Origin of the sequence: Methylobacterium iners (assembly GCF_022179305.1) — a bacterium.
Lineage (GTDB): Bacteria > Pseudomonadota > Alphaproteobacteria > Rhizobiales > Beijerinckiaceae > Methylobacterium > Methylobacterium iners.
Map to the genome: position 1 here is coordinate 1 of NZ_BPQP01000041.1, position 25,345 is coordinate 25,345.

At 71.4% G+C, this 25,345-nt stretch carries 17 protein-coding genes; 8 read left to right on the forward strand and 9 right to left on the reverse strand.

What is annotated here, in order from left to right; translation table 11 throughout:
• The first annotated feature begins 204 nt into the window (after positions 1–204).
• Positions 205–741: a GNAT family N-acetyltransferase gene (locus MFF55_RS14060; protein ID WP_238244731.1), complete on the forward strand. Its 537-nt coding sequence runs from the start codon at positions 205–207 to the stop codon at positions 739–741.
• A 91-nt stretch (positions 742–832) separates the two neighbouring features.
• Positions 833–1,609 carry a DUF502 domain-containing protein gene (locus tag MFF55_RS14065; RefSeq protein WP_238244732.1) on the forward strand — a complete coding sequence of 259 codons (777 nt, stop codon included), beginning with the start codon at positions 833–835 and terminating at the stop codon, positions 1,607–1,609.
• A gap of 17 nt (positions 1,610–1,626) precedes the next feature.
• On the opposite strand, the gene MFF55_RS14070 is transcribed toward MFF55_RS14065, so the two are convergent.
• The 3 genes from MFF55_RS14070 to MFF55_RS14080 form a co-directional block, all read right to left on the reverse strand.
• A complete protein-coding gene (locus MFF55_RS14070; RefSeq protein WP_373874806.1) occupies positions 1,627–4,068 on the reverse strand; it encodes a putative bifunctional diguanylate cyclase/phosphodiesterase in 2,442 nt (813 codons plus the stop codon).
• A 120-nt stretch (positions 4,069–4,188) separates the two neighbouring features.
• Positions 4,189–6,390: an ATP-dependent DNA helicase RecG gene (gene recG, locus MFF55_RS14075; protein ID WP_238244733.1), complete on the reverse strand. Its 2,202-nt coding sequence runs from the start codon at positions 6,388–6,390 to the stop codon at positions 4,189–4,191.
• 111 nt (positions 6,391–6,501) lie between these two features.
• Positions 6,502–8,205 (reverse strand): methyl-accepting chemotaxis protein, encoded by a 1,704-nt coding sequence (locus MFF55_RS14080; protein ID WP_238244734.1) that lies wholly within the window; start codon positions 8,203–8,205, stop codon positions 6,502–6,504.
• 307 nt (positions 8,206–8,512) lie between these two features.
• Here MFF55_RS14080 and MFF55_RS14085 point away from each other — a divergent pair, with 307 nt between their 5' ends.
• Together MFF55_RS14085 and mfd are read left to right on the forward strand one after the other, a co-directional pair.
• The gene (locus tag MFF55_RS14085) at positions 8,513–8,809 is read left to right on the forward strand and encodes an FAD assembly factor SdhE (protein WP_238244735.1); all 297 of its coding nucleotides are present in this window, start codon (positions 8,513–8,515) and stop codon (positions 8,807–8,809) included.
• 201 nt (positions 8,810–9,010) lie between these two features.
• Positions 9,011–12,625 carry a transcription-repair coupling factor gene (gene mfd / locus MFF55_RS14090; RefSeq protein WP_238244780.1) on the forward strand — a complete coding sequence of 1,205 codons (3,615 nt, stop codon included), beginning with the start codon at positions 9,011–9,013 and terminating at the stop codon, positions 12,623–12,625.
• 63 nt (positions 12,626–12,688) lie between these two features.
• Here mfd and MFF55_RS14095 read toward each other — a convergent pair whose 3' ends face one another.
• Positions 12,689–13,033, reverse strand: a complete 345-nt coding sequence (locus MFF55_RS14095) for a hypothetical protein (RefSeq protein ID WP_238244736.1) — start codon at positions 13,031–13,033, stop codon at positions 12,689–12,691.
• A gap of 318 nt (positions 13,034–13,351) precedes the next feature.
• Positions 13,352–14,806: an AMP-binding protein gene (locus MFF55_RS14100; protein ID WP_238244737.1), complete on the reverse strand. Its 1,455-nt coding sequence runs from the start codon at positions 14,804–14,806 to the stop codon at positions 13,352–13,354.
• A 352-nt stretch (positions 14,807–15,158) separates the two neighbouring features.
• Between MFF55_RS14100 and MFF55_RS14105 the strand changes: the two genes are divergently transcribed.
• Entirely contained in the window at positions 15,159–15,989 is an 831-nt protein-coding gene (locus MFF55_RS14105; protein WP_238244738.1) for an invasion associated locus B family protein, read from the forward strand.
• A 93-nt stretch (positions 15,990–16,082) separates the two neighbouring features.
• On the opposite strand, the gene hspQ is transcribed toward MFF55_RS14105, so the two are convergent.
• Complete coding sequence (gene hspQ / locus MFF55_RS14110; protein ID WP_238244739.1) at positions 16,083–16,421, reverse strand: heat shock protein HspQ; 339 nt, start codon at positions 16,419–16,421, stop codon at positions 16,083–16,085.
• Between the two features lie 53 nt (positions 16,422–16,474).
• Positions 16,475–17,527 carry an HpcH/HpaI aldolase/citrate lyase family protein gene (locus tag MFF55_RS14115; RefSeq protein ID WP_238244740.1) on the reverse strand — a complete coding sequence of 351 codons (1,053 nt, stop codon included), beginning with the start codon at positions 17,525–17,527 and terminating at the stop codon, positions 16,475–16,477.
• A gap of 201 nt (positions 17,528–17,728) precedes the next feature.
• On the opposite strand from MFF55_RS14115, the gene MFF55_RS14120 reads away from it, so the two are divergent.
• Positions 17,729–18,979 (forward strand): patatin-like phospholipase family protein, encoded by a 1,251-nt coding sequence (locus MFF55_RS14120; protein ID WP_238244741.1) that lies wholly within the window; start codon positions 17,729–17,731, stop codon positions 18,977–18,979.
• On the opposite strand, the gene MFF55_RS14125 is transcribed toward MFF55_RS14120, so the two are convergent.
• On the reverse strand, positions 18,976–20,184 hold the full coding sequence (locus MFF55_RS14125; RefSeq protein ID WP_238244742.1) for an FAD-dependent monooxygenase: 1,209 nt from the start codon (positions 20,182–20,184) through the stop codon (positions 18,976–18,978). The genes MFF55_RS14120 and MFF55_RS14125 overlap by 4 nt on opposite strands.
• A 174-nt stretch (positions 20,185–20,358) precedes the next feature.
• Here MFF55_RS14125 and MFF55_RS14130 point away from each other — a divergent pair, with 174 nt between their 5' ends.
• Positions 20,359–21,750 (forward strand): GntP family permease, encoded by a 1,392-nt coding sequence (locus MFF55_RS14130; protein ID WP_238244743.1) that lies wholly within the window; start codon positions 20,359–20,361, stop codon positions 21,748–21,750.
• 77 nt (positions 21,751–21,827) lie between these two features.
• The gene (locus tag MFF55_RS14135; RefSeq protein ID WP_238244744.1) at positions 21,828–23,141 is read left to right on the forward strand and encodes an O-antigen ligase family protein; all 1,314 of its coding nucleotides are present in this window, start codon (positions 21,828–21,830) and stop codon (positions 23,139–23,141) included.
• A gap of 7 nt (positions 23,142–23,148) precedes the next feature.
• Here the strand turns inward: MFF55_RS14135 and MFF55_RS14140 are convergent, their stop codons facing one another.
• Positions 23,149–25,290, reverse strand: a complete 2,142-nt coding sequence (locus MFF55_RS14140) for a CHASE2 domain-containing protein (RefSeq protein ID WP_238244745.1) — start codon at positions 25,288–25,290, stop codon at positions 23,149–23,151.
• Between the last annotated feature and the right edge of the window lie 55 nt (positions 25,291–25,345).

Here is a 25,345-nt window from a genome sequence, read left to right on the forward strand (position 1 = left end):
TCGCCTCCGTGTGGCGCGGTCCGAGGATCTATCATGGCGCGCGACCGGCATTCGCCAAGCGCCCTTCCCTCCTGAGCGCGATGGCGGGGAGCAATCCCGATCGGGCGGAGCCGATGACGCGTGCGGCGCTTCCCTCTTCCCGCGAGGGGGCGAGGAGTGCACGACCGCCTCGACCATCCGGAAAACCCCAGGGGAGGGCCCGCCGTGAGCCTGTCCATCCGCGACGCCGGCATCGACGACCTCGCCGCCATCGCCGAGATCTACCGCCCGCACGTGCTGCACGGCTCGGCGACCTTCGAGACGGTGCCGCCAAGCGCCGCCGAGATGGCGGCGCGGCGCGAGGCCATCCTCGCCGCGGGCCTGCCCTACCTCGTGGCCGAGCGCGACGGCAGGCTCCTCGGCTACGCCTATGCCGGCCCCTACCGGGCGCGGCCGGCCTACCGCCACACCGTCGAGAACTCGGTCTATGTCCGGGAGGGCTCGGGCCGCCAGGGCGCCGGCGGCGCGCTGCTCGCCGCCCTCGTCGCCCGCTGCGAGGCCGGCCCCTGGCGCCAGATGGTGGCGGTGATCGGCGACAGCGCCAACGCCGCCTCGATCGCCCTGCACGCCCGGCACGGCTTCCGGGTCGTCGGGACGCTGGAGGCGGTCGGCTTCAAGCACGGGCGCTGGGTCGACACCGTGCTGATGCAGCGGGCCTTAGGCGCGGGCGCCGGCGGGGATCCCCCGCCGCCCCGATCTTGAGCCGTCCGGTCCCAACGGCTACGTCTGAGCGCCGGGGGCCGTCGGCGGCCGGCGACGGCCGCGTGCCGCATCCGCGATCGAGAGTGCAACCGTGGCCTCACCCATCCCCACCGTCCCGGACCCGGAGCCCTCCGGCACGCGCCCGCGGGTCAGCACGCGCGGGCGCCTGCGGACCTACTTCCTCACCGGCATCATCGTGGCCGGCCCCCTCGCCATCACGATCTACATCACCTGGTGGTTCATCAGCCTGATCGACGGCTGGGTGAAGCCGCTGGTGCCGGCCTCCTACCTGCCGGACCATTACCTGCCCTTCTCGCTGCCGGGCCTAGGGCTCGTCATCGCCTTCCTGGCGGTGACGCTGCTCGGCTTCCTCACGGCGAACCTCGTCGGGCGCTCGGTCGTCGAGTTCGGGGAGGTGCTGCTCGCGCGCACCCCCGTGATCTCCGGGCTCTACCGGGGCCTGCGCCAGATCTTCGAGACGCTGTTCTCGGCCAACGGCACCTCGTTTCGCACGGTCGGCCTCGTCGAGTTCCCCGTGAAGGGCACCTGGTCGGTGGTCTTCGTCTCGGCCCCCGCGGGACCGGACGTGCAGGCGGCGCTCGGCGAGGGCGGCGACCATGTCGGCGTGTTCCTGCCCTGCGCGCCCAACCCCACCACGGGCTTCTTCTTCTACCTGCCGCGCACCGACATCATCGAGGTGCCGATCAGCATCGACGACGCGGCCAAGCTCGTGATGTCGGCCGGCGTGATCCAGCCCGAGGATCCGCAGGCGAGGCTTCAGGCGATGGCCGCGACGATGCGGGCGGCACAGGCGGGGGCGGAAGCGCCGGCCCCGTCGATCCCGCTTCCCCTCAAGCAGGATGCCTGAGGCGGGCTCCCGCCGGCTCAGGCCGAGAGCCGTTCCCCCTCGCCGTCGCTCGCGAGCAGGCGGCGGGCCTCGGCGACCGGAAGGGGATGGCTGAACAGGAAGCCCTGGACCTCGTCGCAGCCCTCGGCGCGCAGCCGCGCGAGCTGCGCCGGCGTCTTGACGCCCTCGGCCGTGGTGACGATGCCGAGGCTGGCGCCCAGGCCCGCCACCGCCCGGACGATGGCGGCGCAATGGGCGCTGGCGCCGAGTTCGCGCACGAAGGAGCGGTCGATCTTGATCTTGTCGAAGGGGAAGGAGCGCAGGTAGCTCAAGGACGAGTAGCCGGTCCCGAAATCGTCCATGGCGATGCGCACGCCGAGGCTCCGCAGCCGGTGGAGGATGGCGAGATGGGCCTCGTTCTCGGCGAGCAGCACCGTCTCGGTGATCTCGAGTGCGAGCCGGTCCGGCGCGAGTCCGGAATCGGCAAGCGCCCGGGCCACGGTCTCGACGAGCGCGCGGTTGCGGAACTGGGCGGGCGAGAGGTTGACGGCGATGCGGACCTGCGGCGCCCAGGTCGCGGCCTCGGCGCAGGCCGTGCGCAGCACCCATTCGCCGATCGGGCCGATCAGACCCGTCTCCTCGGCGAGCGGGACGAACTCGGCGGGCGGGACGAAGCCCCGCGCCGCGTGCTTCCAGCGCAGCAGCGCCTCGAAGCCGGTGATCCGGCCGGTGCCGGTGGCGATCAGCGGCTGGTAGAACACGGCGAGCCTGCCCGCGGCGAAGGCCTCGCGCAGGTCCTGTTCGAGCGCCCGGCGTGCCTGGATCTGGGCGTCCATCTCCGGCTCGAAGCAGCGATAGGTGCCCCGGCCCGCGCCCTTGGCGCGGTAGAGGGCGAGGTCGGCGTTGCGCAGGAGCAGGTCGGGGTCGTCGCCGTCCTGGGGCAGGCGGGCGAGCCCGAGGCTCGCCCCGACATGGACGTCCTGGCCGAGGATGCGGAAGGGCCGGCTGAGGTCGGCGATGATGCGGCGGGCGAGCACGCCCAGGGATCCGAGCGCTTCGGAGCCGCCGACCAGGATCGCGAACTCGTCGCCGCCGAGCCGGGCCACGACGTCCTCCTCGCGCAGGCAGGCGGCGAGGCGCACGGCGACGCCGCGCAGGAGCTCGTCCCCGGCCGGGTGGCCGAGCGTGTCGTTGACGGTCTTGAAGTGGTCGAGATCGAGGCAGAGCAGCAGCGCGCGCTCGCCCGTCCGCTTCTGCCGCGCGATCGCCTCGCCCAGCCGGTCGCGGAACAGCACGCGGTTCGGCAGGTCGGTCAGGGCGTCGTGGTGCGCCATATGCGCGATGCGGGCCTCGGCCCGGCGGCGCTCGGTGACGTCGATCACCGCACCGAGGATCGCGGGCCGCCCGTCGAACTCCATCGCGCGCTCGAACAGGTTGACCTCGATGTCGGCCCCATCGGCGCGACGGTGGCACCAGAGCGCCTCGGAGCCCATGCGGCAGGCCCGTGGTCCGGTATGGGCGGAGCCGTGCAGGTCGGGCAGGGCCATCGCCAGGAATTGGCCTCGCGAATAGCCGTAATGGCTCAGCGCCGCGTCGTTGACGGCGAGAAAGCGGGCATCCGCGGCATCGATGAGCCACATCGGCAGCGGGTTGTTCTCGAACAACAGGCGCACGGAAGCCTCGCGGGCCTTGAGGTCACCGATATCGGTCAGGGTGACGGCCACGAGGTCGCCGATGCAGCCGGCCTCGATCTTGACGTGAGCCTCGGACCCGTCCGAGCGCGAATAGCCGAGCTCGAACACGGTCCGGTCCGTCCTGCCCAGCACGCCGATCAGCCGCGAAAGGGCGTCGGTCTCCGCCAGGCGCGGCACCACCGCGGTCAGCCGCTGCCATTGCAGGAGCGGCATCGGGCGGCCGAACATCCGGGCCGCGCCCTCGTTGAGGGCGACGATCTTGAAGTCGACGGCCGCGCCGGTCCCGTCGCGGACGGTGCTGAGGGCGAGCATGCCCTGGTCGGTGGCGGAGAACATCGCCTTGACGAGGTCGTAGCGCGAGGGTTCGCCCTCGAGCCCGAGCAGGATCAGGGGTTCGCCGTGGCGGTTGGCCAGCGGCAGGCCGAGGAGCTCGGTGGTGACGACGATGCCCTCGATCACCCGGTCGCAGCGCGTCCGCGCCGGCTCTCCCGACAGGAGCGCCGCCGCGGCGACTTCGCGCAACGGCTGAAGGAGGTCGTCGGAGAGCTCCCTCACGTCGAGGGCGACGGCGTCGCGCTGCAGCCATTGCCCGAACTGCGCGCCGCACCAAAGGATGCGGGCGGGCAGCCCGCCCTCCGTCGCGATCAGGGCGACCCCGTCGGCGAAGCGTCCGAGATTGCCAAGCACCACGGCCTCGTAGGACGGCATGCCCTGACCGGAGCGCCGGGCAGTCAGCCATCGCTCCGCCAGCGTCGGCGAAGCCGACGCGGCTGGACCTGTCGTCATCAACGCATCCCCCGATGCCCGAACCCCAGGGGTTCCTAAGCCCCGACAGGTTGACGCCAAGTTCATGCGCCGGCTCACGAATTTCTGTAGGCTTGAGGAGCGCGAGGCTGGAACGATGCGTCAGCCCGCGCCGAGCAAGCGGATCGCGGCGTCCCGCTCGAACAGGTAGAGCAGGACGCGCAGGGCCCGCCCGCGCTCGCTGCGCAGGGCCGGATCGCGCTCCACGATCATCCGGGCGTCGTCCCGGGCGGCCTCCAGGAGGTCGCCGTCGCTGTCGAGCCTAGCGAGGCGGAAGGCGGCCAGCCCGGATTGGCGGGTGCCGAGCACCTCGCCCTCGCCGCGCAGGCGCAGGTCCTCCTCCGCGATGCGAAAGCCGTCCTCGGTCTCGCGCATCATCTCGAGCCTCGCGCGGGCGACCTGGCCGAGCGGCCCGCGATAGAGGAGCAGGCAGGAGGAGGCGCGGGAGCCTCGCCCGACCCGGCCACGCAGCTGGTGGAGCTGGGCGAGCCCGAAGCGCTCGGCGTGCTCGATCACCATGATGGTGGCCTCCGGCACGTCGACGCCGACCTCGACCACGGTGGTCGCCACGAGGATCCGGGTCTCGCCGGCGGCGAAGCGCTCCATGGCCGCGTCCTTGTCCGGCCCCGCCATGCGGCCGTGGACGAGACCGACCGCCTCGCCGAATTCCTGCCTGAGATCGGCGTAGCGGTCCTCCGCCGCGGCGAGGTCGACGAACTCGGATTCCGCCACCATCGGGCAGATCCAGTAGACCCGCTCGCCCGCCGCGATGGCCCGGCCGAGCGCCGCCACGACCTCGTCGAGGCGCTCGGTCGAGACGAGGCGGGTCGCGATCGGCCGGCGGCCGGCGGGCTTCTCGTCGAGGACCGAGACGTCCATGTCGCCGAAGAAGGTCAGCGCCAGGGTGCGCGGGATCGGGGTCGCGGTCATGACCAGGATGTCGACCGCCTCGCCCTTGGCGCCGAGCGCCAGGCGCTGGTGCACGCCGAAGCGGTGCTGCTCGTCGACCACCGCGAGGCCGAGGTCGCGGAAGGCGACGCTCTCCTGGAAGAGGGCGTGGGTGCCGACCACGATGTCGATCCCGCCCTCGGCGAGGTCGCCGAGCGTCGCCCGGCGCTCGGGCGCCCGGTCGCGCCCGGTCAGGAGGCGCAGGCGCAGGGGACCGGCCATCGCGCTGAGGCGCTCGTAGTGCTGTCTGGCGAGAATCTCGGTCGGCGCCATCAGGGCGGCCTGCCGGCCGGCCTCGACCGCCGAGGCCATGGCGAGGAGCGCGACGGCGGTCTTGCCCGAGCCGACATCGCCCTGGAGCAGCCGCAGCATGCGCCGGTCCGAGGCGAGGTCGTCGCGGATCTCCTCGACGGCGCGGGCCTGCGCGCCCGTCAGCGCGAAGGGCAGGGCGGCCTCGATCTGCGCCTTCAGCCTGCCGTCACCCGCATTGACGCGGCCCGGAGCCCGGCGGTTGCGGGCGCGCGTCAGGGCGAGCGCGAGCTGCGAGGCGAGGAGCTCGTCATAGGCGAGCCGGCGGCGGGCGGGGGTCTGCGGGGGCGGGCCTTCCGCTCCCTCCGGCCGGGGCGGGGGCGCATCCTCGGGCCGGTGCTCGGCGCCGAGCGCCTCGGCGAAGCTCGGCAGGGCGTTCTTCGCGAGCCAGGCCGGGTCCTGCCACTCGGGCAGGACGGGCAGGCGTTCGAGGGCCGCGTGGGCGAGCTTGCTGATCGCCCGGGAGGTCAGGCCTTCGGTCGCGCCGTAGATAGGCTCGACGGCCGGCAGCGCCGCGAGGCCGGCCTCGTCCACGATGCGCGAGGGATGCACCATCTGACGGTGCCCGTCCCAGAGCTCGATCCGGCCGGAGATGTAGCGATGGCTGCCGAGCGGCAGCATCTTCTCGACCCGGGCCGCCGGCATGCCGAAGAACACGAGGGTGATGTCGCCCGTCGAATCCTCGACGAGGACCCGGTGTGGACGCTTACCCATCCCGAACCCGGAGGGGCGGTGCGAGACCACGGTGACGCCGAGCGTCACGGGCTCGCCGGGCGGCGCCTCGCTGATCGAGCCGCGCAGCTGCCGGGCGACGCCGCCTTGCGGCAGGTGGAACAGCAGGTCGACGATCCGCGCCGGCCGCTCGGGGAGCCCCAGCAGCCGCTCGATCAGCGGCGCCATCTTCGGCCCAATCCCGGGCAGGGTGCGGGCAGGGGCGAAGAGGGGGTCGAGAAGGCTCGGGCGCAGGCCGGGACCCTGCTCGGCCGGGCGCCGGTCAGTTGCCGGCGCCACCTCCCTCTCGCCGTCCTGCCTTTGGTTTTCGGTCATCGCGCTCGGGCCAAGGGGCGGCGTTCGGCGGGATGATACCCGGCTTGGCCCTTCCGCTCTATCGGCGGACGAGGATCATCCGCATTCTCTTCCGCTCCGATCGCGCCGCCCTCACGCCGCCCGCACGGAGGCGAGGAACGCAGCGACCTCCTCGCTCATCCGCTCGGAATGGCGGGCGAGCTCGCGGGCCGCGTCGAGCACCCGGCCGGAGGCGGCCTCGGTCTCCTCGGCACCGTCCTTGACGGCGGCGATGCTCACCGTCACCGCCTGCGTGCCCTCGGCGGCCTGGCCGACGTTGCGGACGATCTCCTGGGTCGCCGCGCCCTGCTGGCTCATGGAGGCGGCGACGGTGTCGGCGATGGCGCTCATCTCGGCCACGGTCTGGCCGATCCCGCGGATGGCGGCCACCGCGCCCTGGGTCCCGTCCTGGATCAGGCCGATCTGCCGGGCGATGTCCTGGGTCGCCTGAGCCGTCTGCGAGGCGAGATCCTTGACCTCGGCGGCGACGACGGCGAAGCCCCGGCCGGCCGGCCCGGCGCGGGCCGCCTCGATGGTGGCGTTGAGCGCCAGCAGGTTGGTCTGCTCGGCGATGGCCGAGATCAGGGCGACCACGGTGCCGATCGACTCGGCTTCCGTGGCGAGCGCGCGGACCGCGCCGTCGGTCCGGTTCGCGTCCTCGACCGAGCGCGCCGCGATCCGCGACGAGCGCCCGACCTGCGCCTCGATCTCGGCGATCGAGGCGGACATCTCCTCGCTGGCGGCGGCGACCACCTGCACGTTGGTGGAGGTCGCCTCGGCGGCCGACGCGACCATGACCGATTGCTCGCTGGCGCGCCGCGCGGTCCGGCTCATGGAGCCCGCCGTCGTCTCCATCTGGACCGCTGCGGTGGAGAGGCCCCGCGTCAGCGCCGTGACGCTGGCCTCGAACCCGCGGGTCAGCCGGTCGAGGGCGTCGGCCCGGCGGGCCTTGGCGTCGGCCTCGACGAGGGCGGCGGCATCCGCCTCGCGCTTGGCGATGAGGGCTTCGCGGAAGACCTGGACCGATCTCGCCATGGCGCCGACCTCGTCCCGACGGTCCGCGCCCGCGACAGGGGCGTCGAGATCGCCGTTCGAGAGGCCCGCCATGCGGGTGGTGAGGACGCCGAGGGGGGCCGAGACCGTGCGCGCCAGAAGGAACGCGAGCGTTCCCAGGATCAGGGCGGCCACGCCGATCTTCCAGCCCAGCGTGATGAACTGCTCGCGCAGGATGGCGTCGACGTCGTCGACATAGATCCCCGCACCGACGAAGAACCGCCATTCCGGGATGTCCTGCACATAGGTGAGCTTGGGAAGCGGCTCGCTGCCCTCGGCCTTCGGCACTGCGTATTCGAGGAAGCCGGTCCCCGTCCGTGCGGCGGCGATGAGGTCGCGCACGATGAAGCGGCCGCTGAACTTGTCCTTCACCTCGATCCGGTTGGTGCCGATGTACGAGGTCTTCGCGTGGGTGACGACGACGCCGTCGTGATCGTAGGCAAAGACGTAGTTGGTGCCGTCGAAGCGCGCGGTCTGCATCGCCTGGACCGCGAGGCGCCGGGCCTCGGCCTCGCTCAGCTTTCCCGCCTTCGCCAGGGCTACGTAGCTCTTCACCTGCGAGGCGACGAGCTCCACGATGTGCTTCGTCTCGGCGCGCTTCTCGGCGAAGACCGTCTCGCGGGTGCTCGACAGCGACAGGAGCGCCGTGAGCACCGCCGTGCCGATGCCCAGCGCGGTGATGAGATAGAACCGCCTGGCAATCGTCAGAACGCGCAGACCTTGGAGAATCGAGAGCCGAGGCATGGGATGTCGGTCCGTCTTGGCTGCACGTCTAACCGCAGAGGTTGCAAATCGAGCAGCAGCGTGCACGCGAGACGTTAAAACGACGTTCAGGAGCCTGCGTCCCTCGATGGCCCGGCTGGTTGACGTCGATGGTCCGGACCCCAGATCGTCGCGAGGACCTTCTCGGCGGGGACGGGTTTCCGGGGGCGGCGCAAGCCTCGCGTGGGATCGTCCGGCCGACGAGAGCGCTCAGACCCCCGTTGTCCTTAGAATCCCGCGATCTCCGGATCACAGGAACCTTGTCTCACCGCATCACAGGACGAAGCCGATGTCCGGCACCACTCGCACCAGCGCCGATCTCGACCCGCGCCGTCGCCGCACGCTCTTTCGCGCCTGGCACCGGGGCATCCGCGAGATGGACCTGATCATGGGCCGCTTCGCCGATGCCGAGATCGGGAGCTTGAGCGAGGCGGAGCTGGCGCAGTTCGAGGCCCTGATCGAGGTGCCCGACCGCGACCTCTTCCGCTGGCTCACCGGCGAGGATGTCACGCCCGAGAATTACGACACGCCGGTGTACCAGCGGCTCAAGGCGTTCCATAAGCACGACGCGCCGATCCATAGCTGACCGGGCGACACGCCGAACTGCCATTCCTCTCGACGTCTGTCATTCCGGGGCGCCGCAGGCGAGCCCGGAACGCAGAACCGCCGACTGCGTCGACTGGACCACGACCTGAGGCTCTGGGTTCCGGGTTCCGCTTCGCGGCCCCGGAATGACAGACGTCGAGTGACCGGCCTGCGCCCACGACCTCGAGTGACCCCCGACCCGATGGCCAAGCCCCAGCCCAAACCGCCCGCACCCGCCCCGAAGCCGCAGGTCGCCCGCTTCGCGCTCCCCAAATCCGGGCCGCTCGCCCGCGCGCTCGAGGCCCTGAAGCGGGGCGCGAGCCCGATTCTCGCCAACGTGCCGGACGGGTTCGACGCGCTGGTCGTCGCCGACCTCGCCCGCGCCCTGAGCGCCGCCGCCGAGGGCCCGGCCGTGCTCGTGCACGTCGCCCGCGATTCCGGCCGCTCGAACGCCTTTCAGAACGCGCTGAGATTCGTGGCGCCGGAGATCGAGACGCTCAGCGTGCCGGCCTGGGATTGCCAGCCCTACGACCGCGTCTCGCCGAACTCGGCCATCGCCGCGCAGCGCATGACCGCGTTCTCGCGGCTCGTCCGCTCGCGCTCCTCGGAGGAGACCCCGCGCATCCTCTGCACGACCGTCAACGCCCTGGTGCAGCGGGTGCCGCCCCGGGGCAAGATCGCGGTCGAGACCTTCTCGGCGGCGATCGGCAACGTGGTGCCGATGGAGCGGGTCACCGATTGGGTCGAGGCCAACGGCTTCCAGCGCACCGGCACCGTGCGCGAGACCGGCGAGTACGCGCTGCGCGGCGGCATCCTCGACCTGTCGCCGCCCGGCCTGCCCAACCCGATCCGCCTCGACTTCTTCGGCGATACGCTGGAATCGATCCGCGCCTTCGATCCGGAGACCCAGCGCACGATCGGTCAGCTGCGCTCCCTCGACCTCGTTCCCATGAGCGAGGTCCAGCTCACCACCGAGACGATCCGGCGCTTCCGCCAGGGCTACGTCGCGAATTTTGGGGCGGCGACCCGGGACGACCGCCTCTACGAGACCGTGAGCGAGGGCCGCCGCTATGCCGGAATCGAGCATTGGCTGCCTCTGTTTCATGACGGCCTCGACACTCTGTTCGATTACGTCGCCGGCGTGCCGATGGTGTTCGAGCCCCGGGTCGAGGAGGCGGTGGCCGAGCGGCTCACCCTGATCCGCGACTATTACGAAGCCCGCGCCGAGGCGATGAAGGCGCCCCAACCCGGCGTCGCGCCCTACAAGCCGCTCAAGCCCGACGCCCTCTACCTGACTCCGAAGGAATGGTCGCAGCGGGTCGAGACGGCGGGCATCGTCCAGCTCCAGCCCTTCGACGTGCCCGAGGGCGGGGAGCGGATCGTGATCGATTGCGAGGCGAGGCCGGCGCGCAGCTTCGCATCCGAGCGGGCGGACGAATCCGCGAGCGTGTTCGACGCGGCGGTGGCGCATGTGCGCGAGCTCCAAGGCTCCGGTCATCACGTGATCCTTGGATCCTGGTCCGACGGCTCTCGCGACCGGCTCTGCGGCGTGCTCACCGACCACGGCCTCAAGAAGCCGATGGCCATCAACACGCTCGCGGCGGTGAACGCGCTCAAGCGCGGCAGCGACGTCGCGGTGGCGGTCTGGGGCCTGGAGGCCGGCTTCACGGTCGACCGCCTCGCCGTGATCTCGGAAGGCGACATCCTGGGCGACCGGCTCGTGCGCCAGAAGCGCAAGGTCAAGCGCCCGCAGGACGTCATCCTAGAGGTGCAGGCCCTGCAGCCAGGCGACCTCGTGGTCCATGCCGACCACGGCATCGGCCGCTTCGTGGGCCTGAAGACCATCGAGGCCGCGGGCGCGCCGCACGATTGCCTGGAGCTCCAATACACCGGCGGGCTGCTGCTCCTGCCGGTCGAGAACATCGAGCTCCTGACCCGTTACGGCTCCGAAGACGCCGAGGTGCCCCTCGATCGACTGGGCGGCGGGGCCTGGCAGGCCCGCAAGGCCCGGATGAAGAAACGCATCCTCGAGATGGCGGGCGCGCTGATCAAGGTCGCGGCCGAGCGCTTCGTGAAGCAGGCGCCCCGGCTCACCGCCCCGGAAGGGCTCTACGGCGAGTTCGCCGCCCGTTTCCCCTACGAGGAGACCGAGGACCAGGCCAACGCCATCGACGCGGTGCTCTCCGACCTCAACGAGGGCCGGCCAATGGACCGGCTCGTCTGCGGCGATGTCGGCTTCGGCAAGACCGAGGTGGCGCTCCGCGCCGCCTTCGCGACGGCGATCTCGGGCCGGCAGGTCGCGGTGGTGGTGCCGACGACGCTGCTCGCCCGCCAGCATTACCGGACCTTCGCTGAGCGCTTCAAAGGCCTGCCGGTCCAGGTGGCGCAGGCCTCGCGCTTCGTGCCGGCCGCCGAGATGAAGCGGGTGCGCGAGGGGCTCTCCGACGGCACCGTCGACATCGTGGTGGGCACCCACGCGCTCCTCGCCAAGGCGATCAGCTTCAAGGAGCTCGGCCTCATCATCGTCGACGAGGAGCAGCATTTCGGGGTCAGCCACAAGGAGCGGCTGAAGGCGCTCAAGAGCGAGGTCCACGTGCTGACCCTCTCGGCCACCCCAATCCCCCGCACCCTGCAGCTCGCTATGACCGGCGTGCGCGAGCTCTCGATCATCGCCACGCCCCCCGTGGACCGCCTGGCCGTGCGCACTTTCGTGACGCCCTTCGACCCGCTGCTGATCCGCGAGGCCCTGCTGCGCGAGCGCTACCGCGGCGGCCAGTCCTTCTACGTGGTGCCGCGGATCGAGGATCTGGCGGAGGTGAAGGCCTTCCTCGACCGGGAGATGCCCGAGACCAAGGTCACCGTCGCTCACGGCCAGATGGCGGCCGGTCAGCTCGAGGACGTGATGACCGCCTTCTACGAGGGCAAGTTCGACGTGCTGCTCTCGACGACCATCGTCGAATCGGGCCTCGACATCCCGACCGCCAACACGCTGATCGTGCACCGGGCCGACATGTTCGGTCTGGCTCAGCTCTACCAGCTCCGCGGCCGCGTCGGCCGCGCCAAGGCCCGGGCCTACGCGCTGTTCACGACGCCGGCCAACAAGCAGCTCACCGTGCAGGCCGAGAAGCGTCTCAAGGTGCTCCAGACCCTCGACACGCTCGGCGCCGGCTTCCAATTAGCTTCGCACGATCTCGATATCCGCGGCGCGGGCAACCTCCTCGGCGACGAGCAGTCCGGCCATATCAAGGAGGTCGGCTACGAGCTCTACCAGCAGATGCTGGAGGACGCCGTCACCGCGCTCAAGGCCGGCATCGAGGAGCCCGTCGAGGAGGCCTGGTCGCCGACCATCGCGCTCGGTGCCCCCGTGACGATTCCGGAGGATTACGTCGAGGACCTCACCGCCCGGCTCGGCCTCTACCGCCGCCTCTCGCAGCTCGAGAACGACGCCGAGATGGAGAGCTTCGGGGCCGAGTTAATCGACCGGTTCGGGCCGCTGCCTCCGGAGGTGGAGCAGCTCCTCAAGATCGTGACGATCAAGATCCTGTGCCGCGACACCAATGTCGAGAAGGTCGAAGCCGGGCCGAAGGGCGTCGTGGTCCACTTCCGCGACAAGGCCTTCGCCAACCCGACGGGTCTCGTGGCCTATGTCGCGGGACAGGCCTCCTTCGCGAAGGTGCGTCCCGACATGAGCGTCGTCTTCATCCGCGAGCTCGACTCGATCCCCGAGCGCCTGAGCGTGACGACGACGATCCTGCGTGAACTCGCCAGAATCGCCAGGGGCAAGAAGGCAGACCAGAACGAGAAAAGGCGAGCCTGACGGCTCGCCTCGCAGATCCTCGTTGCCTGAGAGCGCCTTAGCGGCGCAGCGTGAACCGGATTCTCAGAGATCCGGCTCGTTCAGAACGTAGGGTCCGATCCGGCTCTGGAGGTCGATCGCGGTCCCGGCTCGGCCGGCCATGACCTCGTCGATGACGATCACGGGAATACCCGCATCGCGCATCTGGCGGCGCAAGCGGGCGGCCTTGGCGGCGAAGGCCCGGTCGTTGCGGGAGGAGGCCTGGAGCACGATGGCGGCGGGCTTCGAGATCACCGCGAGAACGTCGTCGGCCGCCTCCCAGGAAGCGGTCACGCTTGCGTAGCCGAGCTCGGCCAAGTCGGCGGCGAGGGAATGGTCGATGGCCCGATGACCATCGTCGACGACCAGCACTTGTTGCAGCGCACCCATGAGAACCAGCGTTAGCCCATCCACCGTCCCCGCGAAAGGGACAACGTAGCAACAACCCGCACGGCCGCGGTTGGTTCGCCGGCCATGTTGTTGAAAACACCATGGGGTGGAACGGATGACCCTGCAATGAACCGCCGAGCTAGCACGTCGAGGCAGCTTCAAGCTGAGATTGAAAAATCGTCTTAAGCTATTGAAGTAACGAATAAAATGTAATGTCTTGATTGCAAGTCGAGGCGACTCGGTGCAATGCCTCTGAGGACTGCGCCGTTTTGATCTGAGCCGGCGCGGTAAACTTTTCGTGGCGCGGGCCTGCGGGGTTCAGGCGAGGGCAACGGCCGTCGCCAGGCCGTCGCGGACCTCGGTGCGGAAGCGGGTCAGGGTCCAGCCGTCGGCCGTGGTCTCGGCCTGCATGCCGCGGCGCAACGGGTGCGCCGCGCAAGCCTCGCCCCGAAGCGCCAGCCGTCCGTCCGGCTCGATGCGCATCGCCATCCGGATCGGCGGCAGCGCCGCCGAGTTCGGGTCGGCGAGGGTGCGGGCGACGTCGTCGGCCCCCCGGGCGCCGACGAGGATCGCGGTGGCATCGAGGTCGACGAGGTCGACGATGACCCGCTCGGCCGTGGGGTGCAGCAGGGCGGGGCCGAAGGCGGCCGGTGCCCGGTGCGCCAGGGTGACGGAGCGCAGCGTGCCGGGCAGGGCGATGCGGGCGAGGTTGGCCTCGAGCTGCGCCGGCAGGACGAGGTGGGTCGGAACCGGCCGGGCGAGGGCCACGGCGAAGGCGGCCGCCTCGAAGACCGGCAGGATCTCGAGACTGGCTCCCGCGAGGAGGGCAGTGCCGAGGCCCGCCACCAGGCTGCGCAGGTCGCCGCCGGGCAGGAGCATCAGGATGCGCTCGCCCGGGCCCACGCGGATGCGGGCCCGACAATGGGCGATGGCGGCCAGCAGAGAGGCGGCCGGCCGGTGCATCGGCCGGGCCGGATCGCCGGCCGCGAAGCTGACGAGGCCGCCGCCGGTCTGGGGCGCGAAGGGTCCGCCGCGCTCGTCGAGAACCATGCCGTCGAGGCTGATCACTCCGTCGGGCACGGCCGGCCCGAAGGCGGCGACGTAGCGCAGGCCGAAATAGCTGAGGGCGACCCGGCACAGGCGCTCGGCCGGCAGGCTCGCGCCGAAGCGCGCCTGGGTGAGGACGGCCGAGAGGCCGGCCGACTGGACGGCGGCGGCGAGGCGGGCCTCGTCCCAGGCGATGGGCAGGGGGCAGGGCACGTGGCCGGCCGCCTCGACGGCAAGATAGGCTATCAGGCCCTCGGCGCCGCCGTCGAGGCACAGGCCGATGCGGCTGCCGGGGGGCAGACGCCAGCCCCGGAGCCCGTTGGCAAGGCGGGCCACGATCTCGGCCGCCGCGGCGTAGGTCCAGGTGATCGCGCCCCGGCCCGTCCACTCGGCCTTGGCGGCGGGATCGACGAAGGCGATGCGGTGGGGATGGTGGTAGGCGATCTCGGCGAGGCGGGCGCAGAGGCCGGCGCGGCCCTCCGCAGGCTCGGCCGACATCTGAGGCTCGTGAGGGCCTTCGAGGGCCTGAGGGACGGGACGGGCCAGGGTCGCCAAGAGCTTCGATTCCCGCAGGATTTCCCATTCCCGGATGGTCGAGGATCGCGGCGCGTGACCCTGCGCCGGGCGGACGGACCGATGCGCCGCGCCCTGGCCGGGCGGCGGCCCGCGCCGCTGGGCCGCGACGGCGATCGCCGGGTCGCGCTCGGGCGGCAGGGCCAACTGCATTCCGGACGTGGTCCGCACCTGTCGCTCGACCCTTGCTTCCAGACCTCTTCATGCGTGCTTAAGGTTAAGCGGCCCTTAAAACTTTCCGGCTTTGGCCCGCGCCTCCCATTGCGGCCGGGCGCGAGCCGGGGCAGGAACGGCGCCGGTGTCATGTCTTCGCCGCATTCCCCGGGGAAGCAGGCCCTCCGTTCGGGTAGGGCCCGAGTGCGGCCAGGGTGTGCCGAGGGCGTCCATCCCGTGGGTCATTTCGGCGGATCGCCTTGGCGGAACGCTCGGCCCGAGGCCTCGCGCCAAACCCGCCCAACTCAAAAGTCCCGCCGTCCAACGAGCCGAATCCAAGGGGTCTGAGCTGATGTTCTTCGCCAACCGTCCCGCGCGTCCGCTGCGCGTCGCTGCCCTCCTCGTCTCGGCGGGCTTCTCCGCGGCGGCGCTGTCCGGTGCGGCCCTCGCCCAGGCTCAGCCTCAGCCCAAGCCGAAGCCCGGCGCGCCGGCGGCGCCCGCCCCGGCTCCGGCCCCCGCCCAGGCCCAGCCGACCCAACCCGCGCAGGGCGGCATGGCCCAGCAACAGCAGACCGGACCGCAGACCGTCAACGTCAAGTCGGAGCCCTCGCAGACCGAGTGGACCAAGGTCTGCGGCAAGGACCAGAACAGCGGCACCGACGTCTGCTACACGACCCGCGACTTCGTCTCGGAGAGCGGCCAGCCCGTCCTCGCGGTCGCCGTCTACGACATGAAGAACCCGCAGCAGGCTCAGCAGAGCGTGCGCGTGGTGCGCTACCTCCTGCCGCTCGGCCTCCTGCTCCAGCCCGGCATCCGCTTCACCGTTGACGGCCAGCAGGCGACGCCGGGCAAGTTCGCGGTCTGCTTCCCCAACGGCTGCTTCGCGGAAGCCGGCGGCGTCAGCAACGACCTCGTCAACGCGCTCAAGAAGGGCACGACGCTCAACGTCAGCGTCCAGAACCAGACCCAGCGCGAGGTCACTTTCGCCGTGCCGCTCGCCGGCTTCGGCAAGGCCTTCGACGGCCCGGCCATCGACCCGAAGGTGCTGGAAGAGCAGCAGAAGAAGCTCCAGTCGGAGCTCGAGAAGCGCTCGGACGACATGCGCAAGAAGCTCGAGCAGCAGAACGCTGGCGGCGCGCCGGCCACCCCCGGGGCGGCGCCGGCGGCCGCGCCCAAGCCCTGATCGTCGGACCATCCGCAAAAGAGAAAGGCCGGGCGCATCGCCCGGCCTTTCTTGTTGGTGCCAACCCCGGATTTCCGGCTCTCGCGAGCGACGTCAGTTCGCCACACGCTCCCGCATCCGGTAGCGGCCCTCCGCATCCTTCTGGAAAACCTCGGCGATGCCCGCGTGCCGCAGGGGCTCGCCGGAGGTGTCGGGAACGAGGTTCTGCTCCGACACGTAGGCGACGTACTCGCTCTCCGCGTTCTCGGCGAGCAGGTGGTAGAAGGGCTGGTCCTTGCGCGGCCGGACTTCTTCCGGAATCGCGAGCCACCATTCCTCGGTGTTGTCGAAGACCGGGTCGACGTCGAAGACGATGCCGCGAAACGGGTAGATGCGGTGGCGGACCACCGCGCCCAACCCGAACTTTGCGGTTCTCATCCTCGTCTCGGTCATGATCGTCTGGGTCATCGGTCTGAGATAGGCAGCCGTCCGGCCGCTGTCACCGGTCAGGACAGGCCATAGATCTTGGCGAGTTCCGGATCCTTGGCCGACACGAGGCGGGCGAGGTCGACGATCACCTTGGCCTGCTTCCAGGTGGCGTCGTCCTGCATCTTCCCGTCGAGCATGACGGCGCCGGTGCCGTCGGGCATCGCCTCGACGATGCGGACCGCGAAGGCGACCTCGGCCGGATCGGGCGCGAAGACGCGCTTGGCGATGGCGACCTGGTTCGGGTGCAGCGTCCAGGCGCCGGCGCAGCCCATCAGGAAGGCGTTGCGGAACTGGGCCTCGCAGGCCTCCCCGTCGGAGAAGTCGCCGAACGGCCCGTAGAAGGCCTTGAGGCCGTTGGCCATGCAGGCATCGACCATCTTGGCGATCGTGTAGTGCCAGAGGTCCTGCTGCGCGCTCGCCCGGGCGGCGCCGTCCGTGCTCGGATCGGCGATGACGCGATAATCCGGATGCCCACCGCCGACGCGGGTGGTCTTCATGCCCCGCGAGGCCGCGAGATCGGCGGGCCCGAGGCTCATCCCGTGCATGCGCGGCGAGGCGGAGGCGATGGCGTCGACGTTGGCGACGCCCTCCGCCGTCTCAAGGATGGCGTGGACGAGGATGGGCTTGCCGACCCCGTGGCGCGCCTCGAGCTGGGCGAGCAGCTGGTCGATGTAGTGGATGTCCCAAGGGCCCTCGACCTTGGGCACCATCACGACGTCGAGCTTGGTCCCCACCTCGCCGATGATCTCGAAGAGGTCGTCGAGAATCCAGGGGCTGTTCAGCGCGTTGATCCGGGTCCAGAGGCCGGTGCCGGTGGCGGCGAAGTCGGTCGCCCGCGCCATCGCCACGAAGCCCTTGCGGGCCGCCTCCTTCTGGTCGAGGGGCACCGCGTCCTCGAGGTTGCCGAGCACCACGTCGACGGTGGCCGCGAGCTCCGGCACCCGGGCGCGGACCTTCTCGTTGTGGGGGGGCACGAAGTGGATCATCCGCTCCAGCCGCACGGGCAGGTCGCGAAAGGGAGCCGGCGCGCCGGTGGCGAGGGGCTGGAAGAAGCGGCGCGGCAATTTCATGGGGCTGGCTCCGGCAGGTATCGCGGTCTTGCAGCGAGCGGTTAGTGCAAGGGCGGCCTCGCCGTAAAGTCGGCGCTCGCTCGACGCCCGTCATGTGCGGCGCGGCACCGCGCGGATCCCGGCAGGCGAAGCGCGGCTGGAACCCCTTCGCCCGCATCGTGTTCTTCCGCCGAGGCGGGCGCCGGGGAAGAGGACACGATCATGTCCGTACCGACCAAGTGGCAGACAATGCTGGGCACCAGCCTCGTCGTGGTCACCCTCGCCCTTCCGTCGCCAAGCCTCGCCGGACCTGTCGCCGAGCGTCAGAAATCCAGCGAACGGGTCCCGTTCACGGCCGGTGAGATGGCGGCCGCGAAGCCGGTGAGCCTTCGCCAGACCATGCGGATCGCGGGCGACGACCCGAAGGCCTTCCAGGCCCTCGTCGACGGCGCCTCGAAGGCCTCCGAGCCCTGGCTGGTGCTCTCGGGCGGCGGCGAGAACGGCGCCTTCGCCGCGGGCCTGCTCCAGGGCTGGACCGAGTCCGGCTCGCGCCCCGAATTCGGAATCGTCACCGGCGTCAGCACCGGCGCGATGATCGCCCCCTTCGCCTTCCTCGGGGCGAGCGGGGACGAGGCGATCGCCAAGGCCTATACCGAGGTCTCGGCGGCGGACGTGTTCGAGTTCGGCGCGACGAACGAGGCGCTGACCGACACCTGGCCGCTCAAGCGCCGCATCGAGCGCTCCGTGACGGCCAACCTCCTCAAGGCGGTGGCGGCCGAGCATGACAAGGGCCGTCGCCTCCTCGTCGCCACGACCGCGGTCGACGGCGAGCGTCCCGTCCTGTGGGACATGGGCGCCATCGCCAAGGCCGCGAACGACCCCAAGGATCGGCCCAAAGCCCTCGACCTGTTCCGATCGGTCGTCCTCGCCTCCTCGGCGGTGCCCGGCGTGTTCCCGCCGGTGATGATCGACGCGACCGGTCCCGACGGCAAGGCGTTCCAGGAGATGCACGCCGACGGCGGCACCATGGCGCCCTACTACCTTGCGCCCGAGGCCAGCCTGCTCGACGCGGATGGCGGAGGCCTGCGCCTGCCGACCCGGACGATCTACGTCGTCGTGAACAACAAGCTCACCCCCGATTTCCAAGTCGCCGCGCGCAGCACGCTGAGCATCCTCGGCCGCTCGATGTCGGCCGCCATCAAGGCGCAGACCCGGGCCGCGCTCGCCCTGTCGAAGAGCTTCGCGGAGCGCAGGGGCCTCGACCTTCGCGTGGCCCAGATCGACGGGCGCTTCACCAAGAGTTCCTCGGCGCCCTTCGACCAGGGCTACATGAAGGCCCTGTTCGCCCACGGTGCCAAGCTCGGCCGCGAGGGTACCGCCTTCGAGAGCGATGCCGTGGCGGGCGACGTCCCGACCGGCACGACGCGGAGCACCAAGGCGCCGCAGCGGCCCTACGACCTCGCCGGGCGCTAGCCCCCTCGCATCAGCTCCGGGGCGCCGAGCCGCGGCAGCACGCCCTCGCGCATCACGAGGCGGCGCAAGGGGCCGATCGTCGTCATGGCGAGGAGTCCGACGCCGCGCAGGGCGTCGACGGGCAGGAGGTCGCTCAGGAGGCTGCGGTTGAGCGTATCGACGGCCGCTGTCCGTAAGCGGGCGTCGAGGCGGCGCGAGCGGGCGAAACTGGAGAGCGCCTCGCGCGAGCCCAAATCGCGGCGATCGCGCGCAGCCATCAGGACCGCGTCGCGGAGCGCGGCGGCATCGCGCAGCCCCAGGTTCAGGCCCTGCGCTCCGATCGGCGGAAAGAGGTGGGCGGCCTCGCCGATGAGCGCGAGGCGCTCGGCGACCGGGCTCGCCACGGAGAGGCCGCGCATGGGGACGAGCCCGCGCGGGCCGTCGATCCGCATGGCTCCGAGCATCGCCCCGGCCTGATCCTTGACCGCCCGGGCCAGCGTCGCGTCGTCGAGGCCGGCGAGCCGGCGGGCCGTGCTCTCGCCCGTCACCCAGACCAGGCTGGAGCGATGGCCGCCGGGCAGCGGCACCAGGGTGAAGGGTCCCTGCCGGGTGTGGAACTCCGTCGAGACGTCGCGGTGCGGGCGAGTGTGGGCGAGGAGCGTCGTGATCGCTCCCTGCGGATAGGACCATTCCCGAACCCGAACGCCCGCGGCCGTGCGCACCTTCGAGCGGGCCCCGTCCGCGCCGACGACGAGGCGCGCGCAGACCTCGCCACCGCCCGCGAGGCTCACGACGGCCTCCGCTGCCCCGGCCGCGAACCCCTCTGCATCCTCCTCGACCAGGGTCAGGCCCGGCGTCGCCCGAGCCCGGGCACGCAGGGATTCGACGAGCCGCGCGCTCTCGACGTTCCAGCCGAAGGCCGGAAGTCCGATCTCTGCGGCGACGAAGCGGGCAGGGGGCGGACGGAACAGGCTGCCGGTGTCGTCGACGAGGTGCAACTCGGCGAGCGGCGCCGCAAAGGGCCCGATCTCCGCCCAGGCTCCCAGCGCCTCGAGGAAGCGCACCGATCCGTCGAGCAGCGCGACCGTGCGCCCGTCGGCGACGGGAGCGTGGCGGCCGACGAGCGCCGTTGCCGCGCCGTCGCGGGCGAGCGCCAGGGCGGCGGCGAGCCCAGCCGCGCCGGCGCCGACGACGGCCACGTCGAAGGTCGTGGAGGAGGGCGCCATCGGGCATCTCCTGAGGCTGCCGCGCTCGAAGCGGCCTGCGAAACGGGACGGGCAGGGCGCAAAGGACGCCCACCACGCCTAGAGAGGCCTAGGAACCCACCGGTCAAGACCGGACGCAACCTTGGCCGGCAGGGTTCGTTAGGCCTGCGACAAACCTATCCGCGGGAGCGCCGCTTGAGCCTCGCCATCGCGCTTCTCGCGCTCGGGTTCCTGATGCTGGTCGCCTATCGCGGCTTCAGCGTCATCCTGTTCGCGCCGCTGGCCGCCCTCGGGGCCGTGCTCCTCACCGATCCCTCCGCCGTGCTGCCGGTCTTCAGCGGGCTGTTCATGGAGAAGATGGTCGGTTTCGTGAAGCTCTACTTTCCCGTGTTCCTGCTCGGTGCGGTGTTCGGGAAGGTGATCGAGCTGTCCGGGTTCTCGCGGGCCATCGTCACGGCGGTGATCGGGCTCGTGGGCGCGCGCCGCGCCGTGCTCTCGATCGTGCTGGTCTGCAACCTGCTCACCTATGGCGGCGTGTCGCTCTTCGTCGTCGTCTTCGCGGTCTATCCCTTCGCGGCCGAGGCCTTCCGCCTCAGCGACATCCCCAAGCGGCTGATCCCGGGCACCATCGCGCTCGGCGCCTTCTCCTACACGATGGATGCCCTTCCCGGCACGCCGCAGATCCAGAACATCATCCCGACGACCTTCTTCGGCACCAACACCTGGGCGGCGCCCTGGCTCGGGCTGATCGGCGCCGCCTTCATCCTGATCCTCGGGGTCGCTTATCTCGACCGGCGCATCGCCGCGGCCAAGCGGGCGGGGGAGGGCTACGGCGAGGGCCATGCCAACGAGCCGGCCGAGGTGGCGGAGGAGAGGCTGGCCCATCCGCTCCTCGCGGTGCTGCCGCTCGTCGTCGTGGGCGTCGCCAACCTCGCCTTCACCGCGCTGATCCCGCGCCTCTACGGCGCCCGCGACGAGACGAGGCTCGCCGGCCTCGAGCAGCCGATCGTCACGCAGGTCTCGAGCCTCACGGCGATCTGGGCGGTGGAGCTGGCGCTGCTGGCCGGCATCCTCACGGTGTTCGCCTTCGCCTGGCGGCCGGTCTCTCAGGGCTTCGCCGAGGGCAGCAAGGCGGCGGTGGGCGGATCGCTGCTGGCTGCGATGAACACGGCCTCCGAATACGGGTTCGGCGCGGTGATCGCCGCCTTGCCCGGCTTCCTCGTCATCCGCGACGCGCTGTCGGCCATCCCGAACCCGCTGGTCAACGAAGCGGTGACGGTGACGGCGCTCGCCGGCATCACCGGTTCGGCCTCGGGCGGGCTGAGCATCGCGCTCGCGGCGATGTCGGGGCAGTTCATCGCGGCGGCGAACGCGGCGGGGATCCCGATGGAGGTGCTTCACCGCGTCGCCGCGATGGCGAGCGGGGGCATGGACACGCTGCCGCATAACGGTGCCGTCATCACCCTCCTCGCGGTCACCGGACTGACGCACCGGCAGGCCTATGCCGACATCTTCGCGATCACCGTCCTGAAGACCGCCGCGGTGTTCGTGGTGATCGGCGTGTACTACCTGACCGGCATCACCTGAGATCGGCCCTGCGTAGCCGTGCCGCGCGACGGGCGGGCGCCGCTGGGGCATCATCCGCGCCGAGAGGTGAGGGCGACATGACGACGGGCATCGCCGCAGATCCGGAACGCGGGGCCGCCGCGGGCAGGGCGGACATCCCGGACCCGCTGCGCATCGCCGCGATGGTCGCGATCCTCCTCGTCATGGTGGTGGGCGTCGACCCGTTCCACGACGGCACCGCGGCGGCGAACATCGAGTCGGGGGCGGGCGGCAACCGCCTCAACCAGATCCTGTTCCTCGCGGTCGGGGCAGGGGTCGGCATGCTGTTCCTGCACCGGGGCCTTGCGGTGCTGAGGCCGCTCGCCACGCTGCCGATCCTCCTGACGCTCGCCTGGTTCCTCGTCGTCACGGTGACCTCGACCGAGCCCGCGGTCTCGGGCCGGCGGCTGATCTCGCTCATGATCATGCTGGCCGCCGCCGCGGCGCTGCCGCTGCTCGCCCGCGACCTGCGACAGTTCGCGGGCGTCCTCGGCGGCACGGCGCTCGTGATCTTGATCGTCTGCTATCTCGGCCTCCTCGTCGTCCCCGACCTGTCGATGCACACGGTCCTCGATCTGCGCGAGCCCGAGCATGCCGGGAGCTGGCGGGGCCTGTTCGCGCACAAGAACGGCGCCGGCGTCATCATGGCCGCCCTGCTGTTCATCGGCCTGTTCTGCGCGCAGGCCGGGCACGGCGCGCTGGGCGCCGTCGTCGCGGTGCTGGCAGTGCTGTTCCTCGCCTTCACCAATGCCCGCACCTCGATGGTGCTGGCACCCGTGACCCTCATCCTGTCCTGGCTGTGCCTCGCGGCCCGCGTGGGCTGGTGGCGACGCCTCGTCCTGCTCGGGCCGCTCGCCGCCCTCCTCACCGTCACGGTGGGCGCGGTGCTGGTGGCGCCGGTCGGCGAGCTCGTCGGGCGCCTCACCGGGGATGCGAGCTTCACCGGGCGCACCGATATCTGGGCCTTCGCGGCCGAGAACATCGCCCGGCGGCCGCTCACCGGGTTCGGCTACGGCGCCTTCTGGGAGAACGTGTTCTACGGCGGCGGGGCCGACGCCCTGACCTGGGTCAACAAGGCCACCGACGCCCATAACGGCTACCTCAACACCACCCTTGAGACCGGCCTGCCCGGCCTCCTCCTCACCCTGTGGTGGTTCGTCTGGCGTCCCGTCTCCGACCTGCGGGGCCGCAACGGAGACGGGCGGATCGATGCGACCGCGCTCCTGTTCCTGCGGATCTGGCTGTTCGGGCTGCTCGCGGCCGTGTTCGAGACCATCCTCTACCACGCCACCAACGGCCTGTTCTTCCTCATGGCGATGTCGGTCTTCGGCCTGCGCTACCTGACCTGCGCCAGGCTGGTGCGCGGCTCCTGACGCGCACTCAAGCCGCGATCCGCAGGTCGCGCTGGCCCGCCTCGATGCGACGGGCGTGGAGGGCGAGGACGGGGTCGTCCGGCCGCTCGGCGTGGAGGCTGAGCAGCGCCTCGGCGCCCGCCTCCTCGCCCTCCTGCAGGCGGGCCAAGGCGGCGCCGTAGCGGGCATCGAAGGCGGCCTCCGTCGGCCGGCTCGGGGCGAAGACGGGCACGCCCAGCGCCTTGCCGCGCAGCATCAGGGTGCCGATCGGCCGGAAGGCGAGACCTTCGCAACCCGCGACAGTGCTGCCGGCGATGCAGATGCGGGTGCCCAACGTCTTGTTGGCGGCCTCGAGCCGGGCGGCCGTGTTGATGGCGTCGCCGTGGGCCGTGTAGTCGAAGCGCCGGGCGCCGCCGAAATTCCCGACGACCGCCGGCCCGGTGTTGACCCCGATGCGGGTCACGCCGAAGGGCACGCCCTCCGCCCGGCGCTCGGCTGCGAAACGGGTGGCGAAGTCGTCCATCGCCAGGGCGCATTCGACCGCCCGGCGGGCGTGGTCCGGCTGGTCGAGGGGCGCGTTGAACATGACGTGGACCGCGTCGCCCACGATCTTGTCGACGGTGCCGCCATGGGCCATCGCGACGCCGCACAACCCGTCGAGATAGCCGTTGAGCAGGCTGACCAGGGCCTCCGCGCCCCGGGTCTCGGTGAGGCTCGTGAAGCCTTCGAGGTCGGTGAACAGGAAGGTCATGGCCCGGGTCTCGCCGCCGAGCTTGAGCCGGCCGGGGTCGGAGGCCAGCGCCTTCACGAGATCGGGCGAGAGGTAGTGCGCGAAGGCCTGGCGCAGGTGGGCCGCGTCGCGCTCCGTCAGGAGGTGGCGGGCGAGGCTCGCGGCCGCGAAGCCGCCGAGGATGGCGAGCAGGGCGAAGCTCGCATCGACGAGGAGCCCGGCGCGGGTGAAGGCGAGCCAGTCGGCAAGGCCGGTCGCGCCGACGAGCCCGAGGGCGGTGGCCGCGGCGAGGCGCGAGCCCGCCCGGGCGGCGGCGAGGATCGCCGCGAGCGCCAGCAGGAGGCTCGCCAGGACCTCGGCGCCGGGGGCCCAGGCCGGCCGGGCGAGGTGATGGCCCGACAGGATCTGCTCCAGCGCCTCGGCATGGATGGCGATGCCGGGCTCGAAGGCGTTGAGCGGCGTCGGGCGCAGATCGCCGAGCCCGACCGCGCTGGTGCCGACGAGAACGATCTTTCCGGCGACCGCATCCCCGAGCTCGGAGCCCGGCTCCGCCTCCAGGAAGCGCCAGGCCGGGAGCGAGCGCTGGGCGACGCTGCCGCTGTGGTGCAGCCGGAACGCACCCTCCGCATCAAGGGGAAGCTCGATGCCGCCGATGCTCACGGTGTAGCCGGTGACGGCACCCTCCGCCCCCGCGCCCTGCTCGGCCCGGATGCGGATCGTGTCCTCGCCCTGCGCCACCCGCAGCGCTTCGAGGGCGAGGGAGGGAACGAGGCCGCCGCGCAGGCTCGCGAGGAGGGGAAGGCGCCGGACGATCTCGTCCTGCCCGGCCGCGATGGTGAAGCTGCCATGGCCCGCGGCGGCCTCTTCGAGGACGGGGATGTTGGGGATCACGCCGGAAAAGCCGGGTAGCCGCGGCGCCGGATCGGGGCCGAGGCTGGCAAAGCCGGGCTTCTTCGGCGTGCGGCCGCCATTGTCGGCGGCGAGCAGGCCGTAACCGGCGACGACGCGGCCGCGCGCGAGGATCTGCGCGAGGGTCGCGTCGTGGTCGGGCAGGGCGGTATCTGTCGGTGCCCCCCAGCCGTAGTCCCTCCGCCAACCCTCGGCGAGCCGCGCCGGCGAGGTCCGGTCGGGCTCCGCGAAGACGATGTCGAGGGCGATCGCCGCCGCACCGAGATCCTGCAGCCGGCCGACGAGGCGCGCCACGACGTCGCGGGACCAGGGCCACTGGCCGTGGCGGGCGAGGCTGGCATCGTCGATGTCGACGACCCGGACGGGCAGGTCGTCGGCGGCGGGGCGAGGTGCTGCCCGCTGCAGAAGATCGAAGCCGGCAAGCCGCAGCCGCTCGAAGGGGTCGGGAAGCCCTGCGCGAAGGCCGAGCAGCGCCGCGAGGAGGCCGAGGCCCGCGAGCACGGGCGAGACGCGTCGGGCGAGACGGAGCATCGGGACTGGGCCTCTTCTCGTGGCATCCGACGGATCGGAGGCGGCCCTGTGGGAC

Excerpts from the sequence above, each read along its gene's own strand:
- MFF55_RS14070 (WP_373874806.1), bottom strand. The coding sequence starts at position 4,068 with ATGACGACAGGTCCAGCCGCGTCGGCTTCGCCGACGCTGGCGGAGCGA.
- recG (WP_238244733.1), bottom strand. The coding sequence starts at position 6,390 with ATGACCGAAAACCAAAGGCAGGACGGCGAGAGGGAGGTGGCGCCGGCA.
- MFF55_RS14080 (WP_238244734.1), bottom strand. The coding sequence starts at position 8,205 with ATGCCTCGGCTCTCGATTCTCCAAGGTCTGCGCGTTCTGACGATTGCC.
- MFF55_RS14085 (WP_238244735.1), top strand. The coding sequence starts at position 8,513 with ATGTCCGGCACCACTCGCACCAGCGCCGATCTCGACCCGCGCCGTCGC.
- mfd (WP_238244780.1), top strand. The coding sequence starts at position 9,011 with ATGGCCAAGCCCCAGCCCAAACCGCCCGCACCCGCCCCGAAGCCGCAG.
- MFF55_RS14095 (WP_238244736.1), bottom strand. The coding sequence starts at position 13,033 with ATGGGTGCGCTGCAACAAGTGCTGGTCGTCGACGATGGTCATCGGGCC.
- MFF55_RS14100 (WP_238244737.1), bottom strand. The coding sequence starts at position 14,806 with ATGCAGTTGGCCCTGCCGCCCGAGCGCGACCCGGCGATCGCCGTCGCG.
- MFF55_RS14105 (WP_238244738.1), top strand. The coding sequence starts at position 15,159 with ATGTTCTTCGCCAACCGTCCCGCGCGTCCGCTGCGCGTCGCTGCCCTC.
- hspQ (WP_238244739.1), bottom strand. The coding sequence starts at position 16,421 with ATGACCGAGACGAGGATGAGAACCGCAAAGTTCGGGTTGGGCGCGGTG.
- MFF55_RS14115 (WP_238244740.1), bottom strand. The coding sequence starts at position 17,527 with ATGAAATTGCCGCGCCGCTTCTTCCAGCCCCTCGCCACCGGCGCGCCG.
- MFF55_RS14120 (WP_238244741.1), top strand. The coding sequence starts at position 17,729 with ATGTCCGTACCGACCAAGTGGCAGACAATGCTGGGCACCAGCCTCGTC.
- MFF55_RS14125 (WP_238244742.1), bottom strand. The coding sequence starts at position 20,184 with ATGGCGCCCTCCTCCACGACCTTCGACGTGGCCGTCGTCGGCGCCGGC.
- MFF55_RS14135 (WP_238244744.1), top strand. The coding sequence starts at position 21,828 with ATGACGACGGGCATCGCCGCAGATCCGGAACGCGGGGCCGCCGCGGGC.
- MFF55_RS14140 (WP_238244745.1), bottom strand. The coding sequence starts at position 25,290 with ATGCTCCGTCTCGCCCGACGCGTCTCGCCCGTGCTCGCGGGCCTCGGC.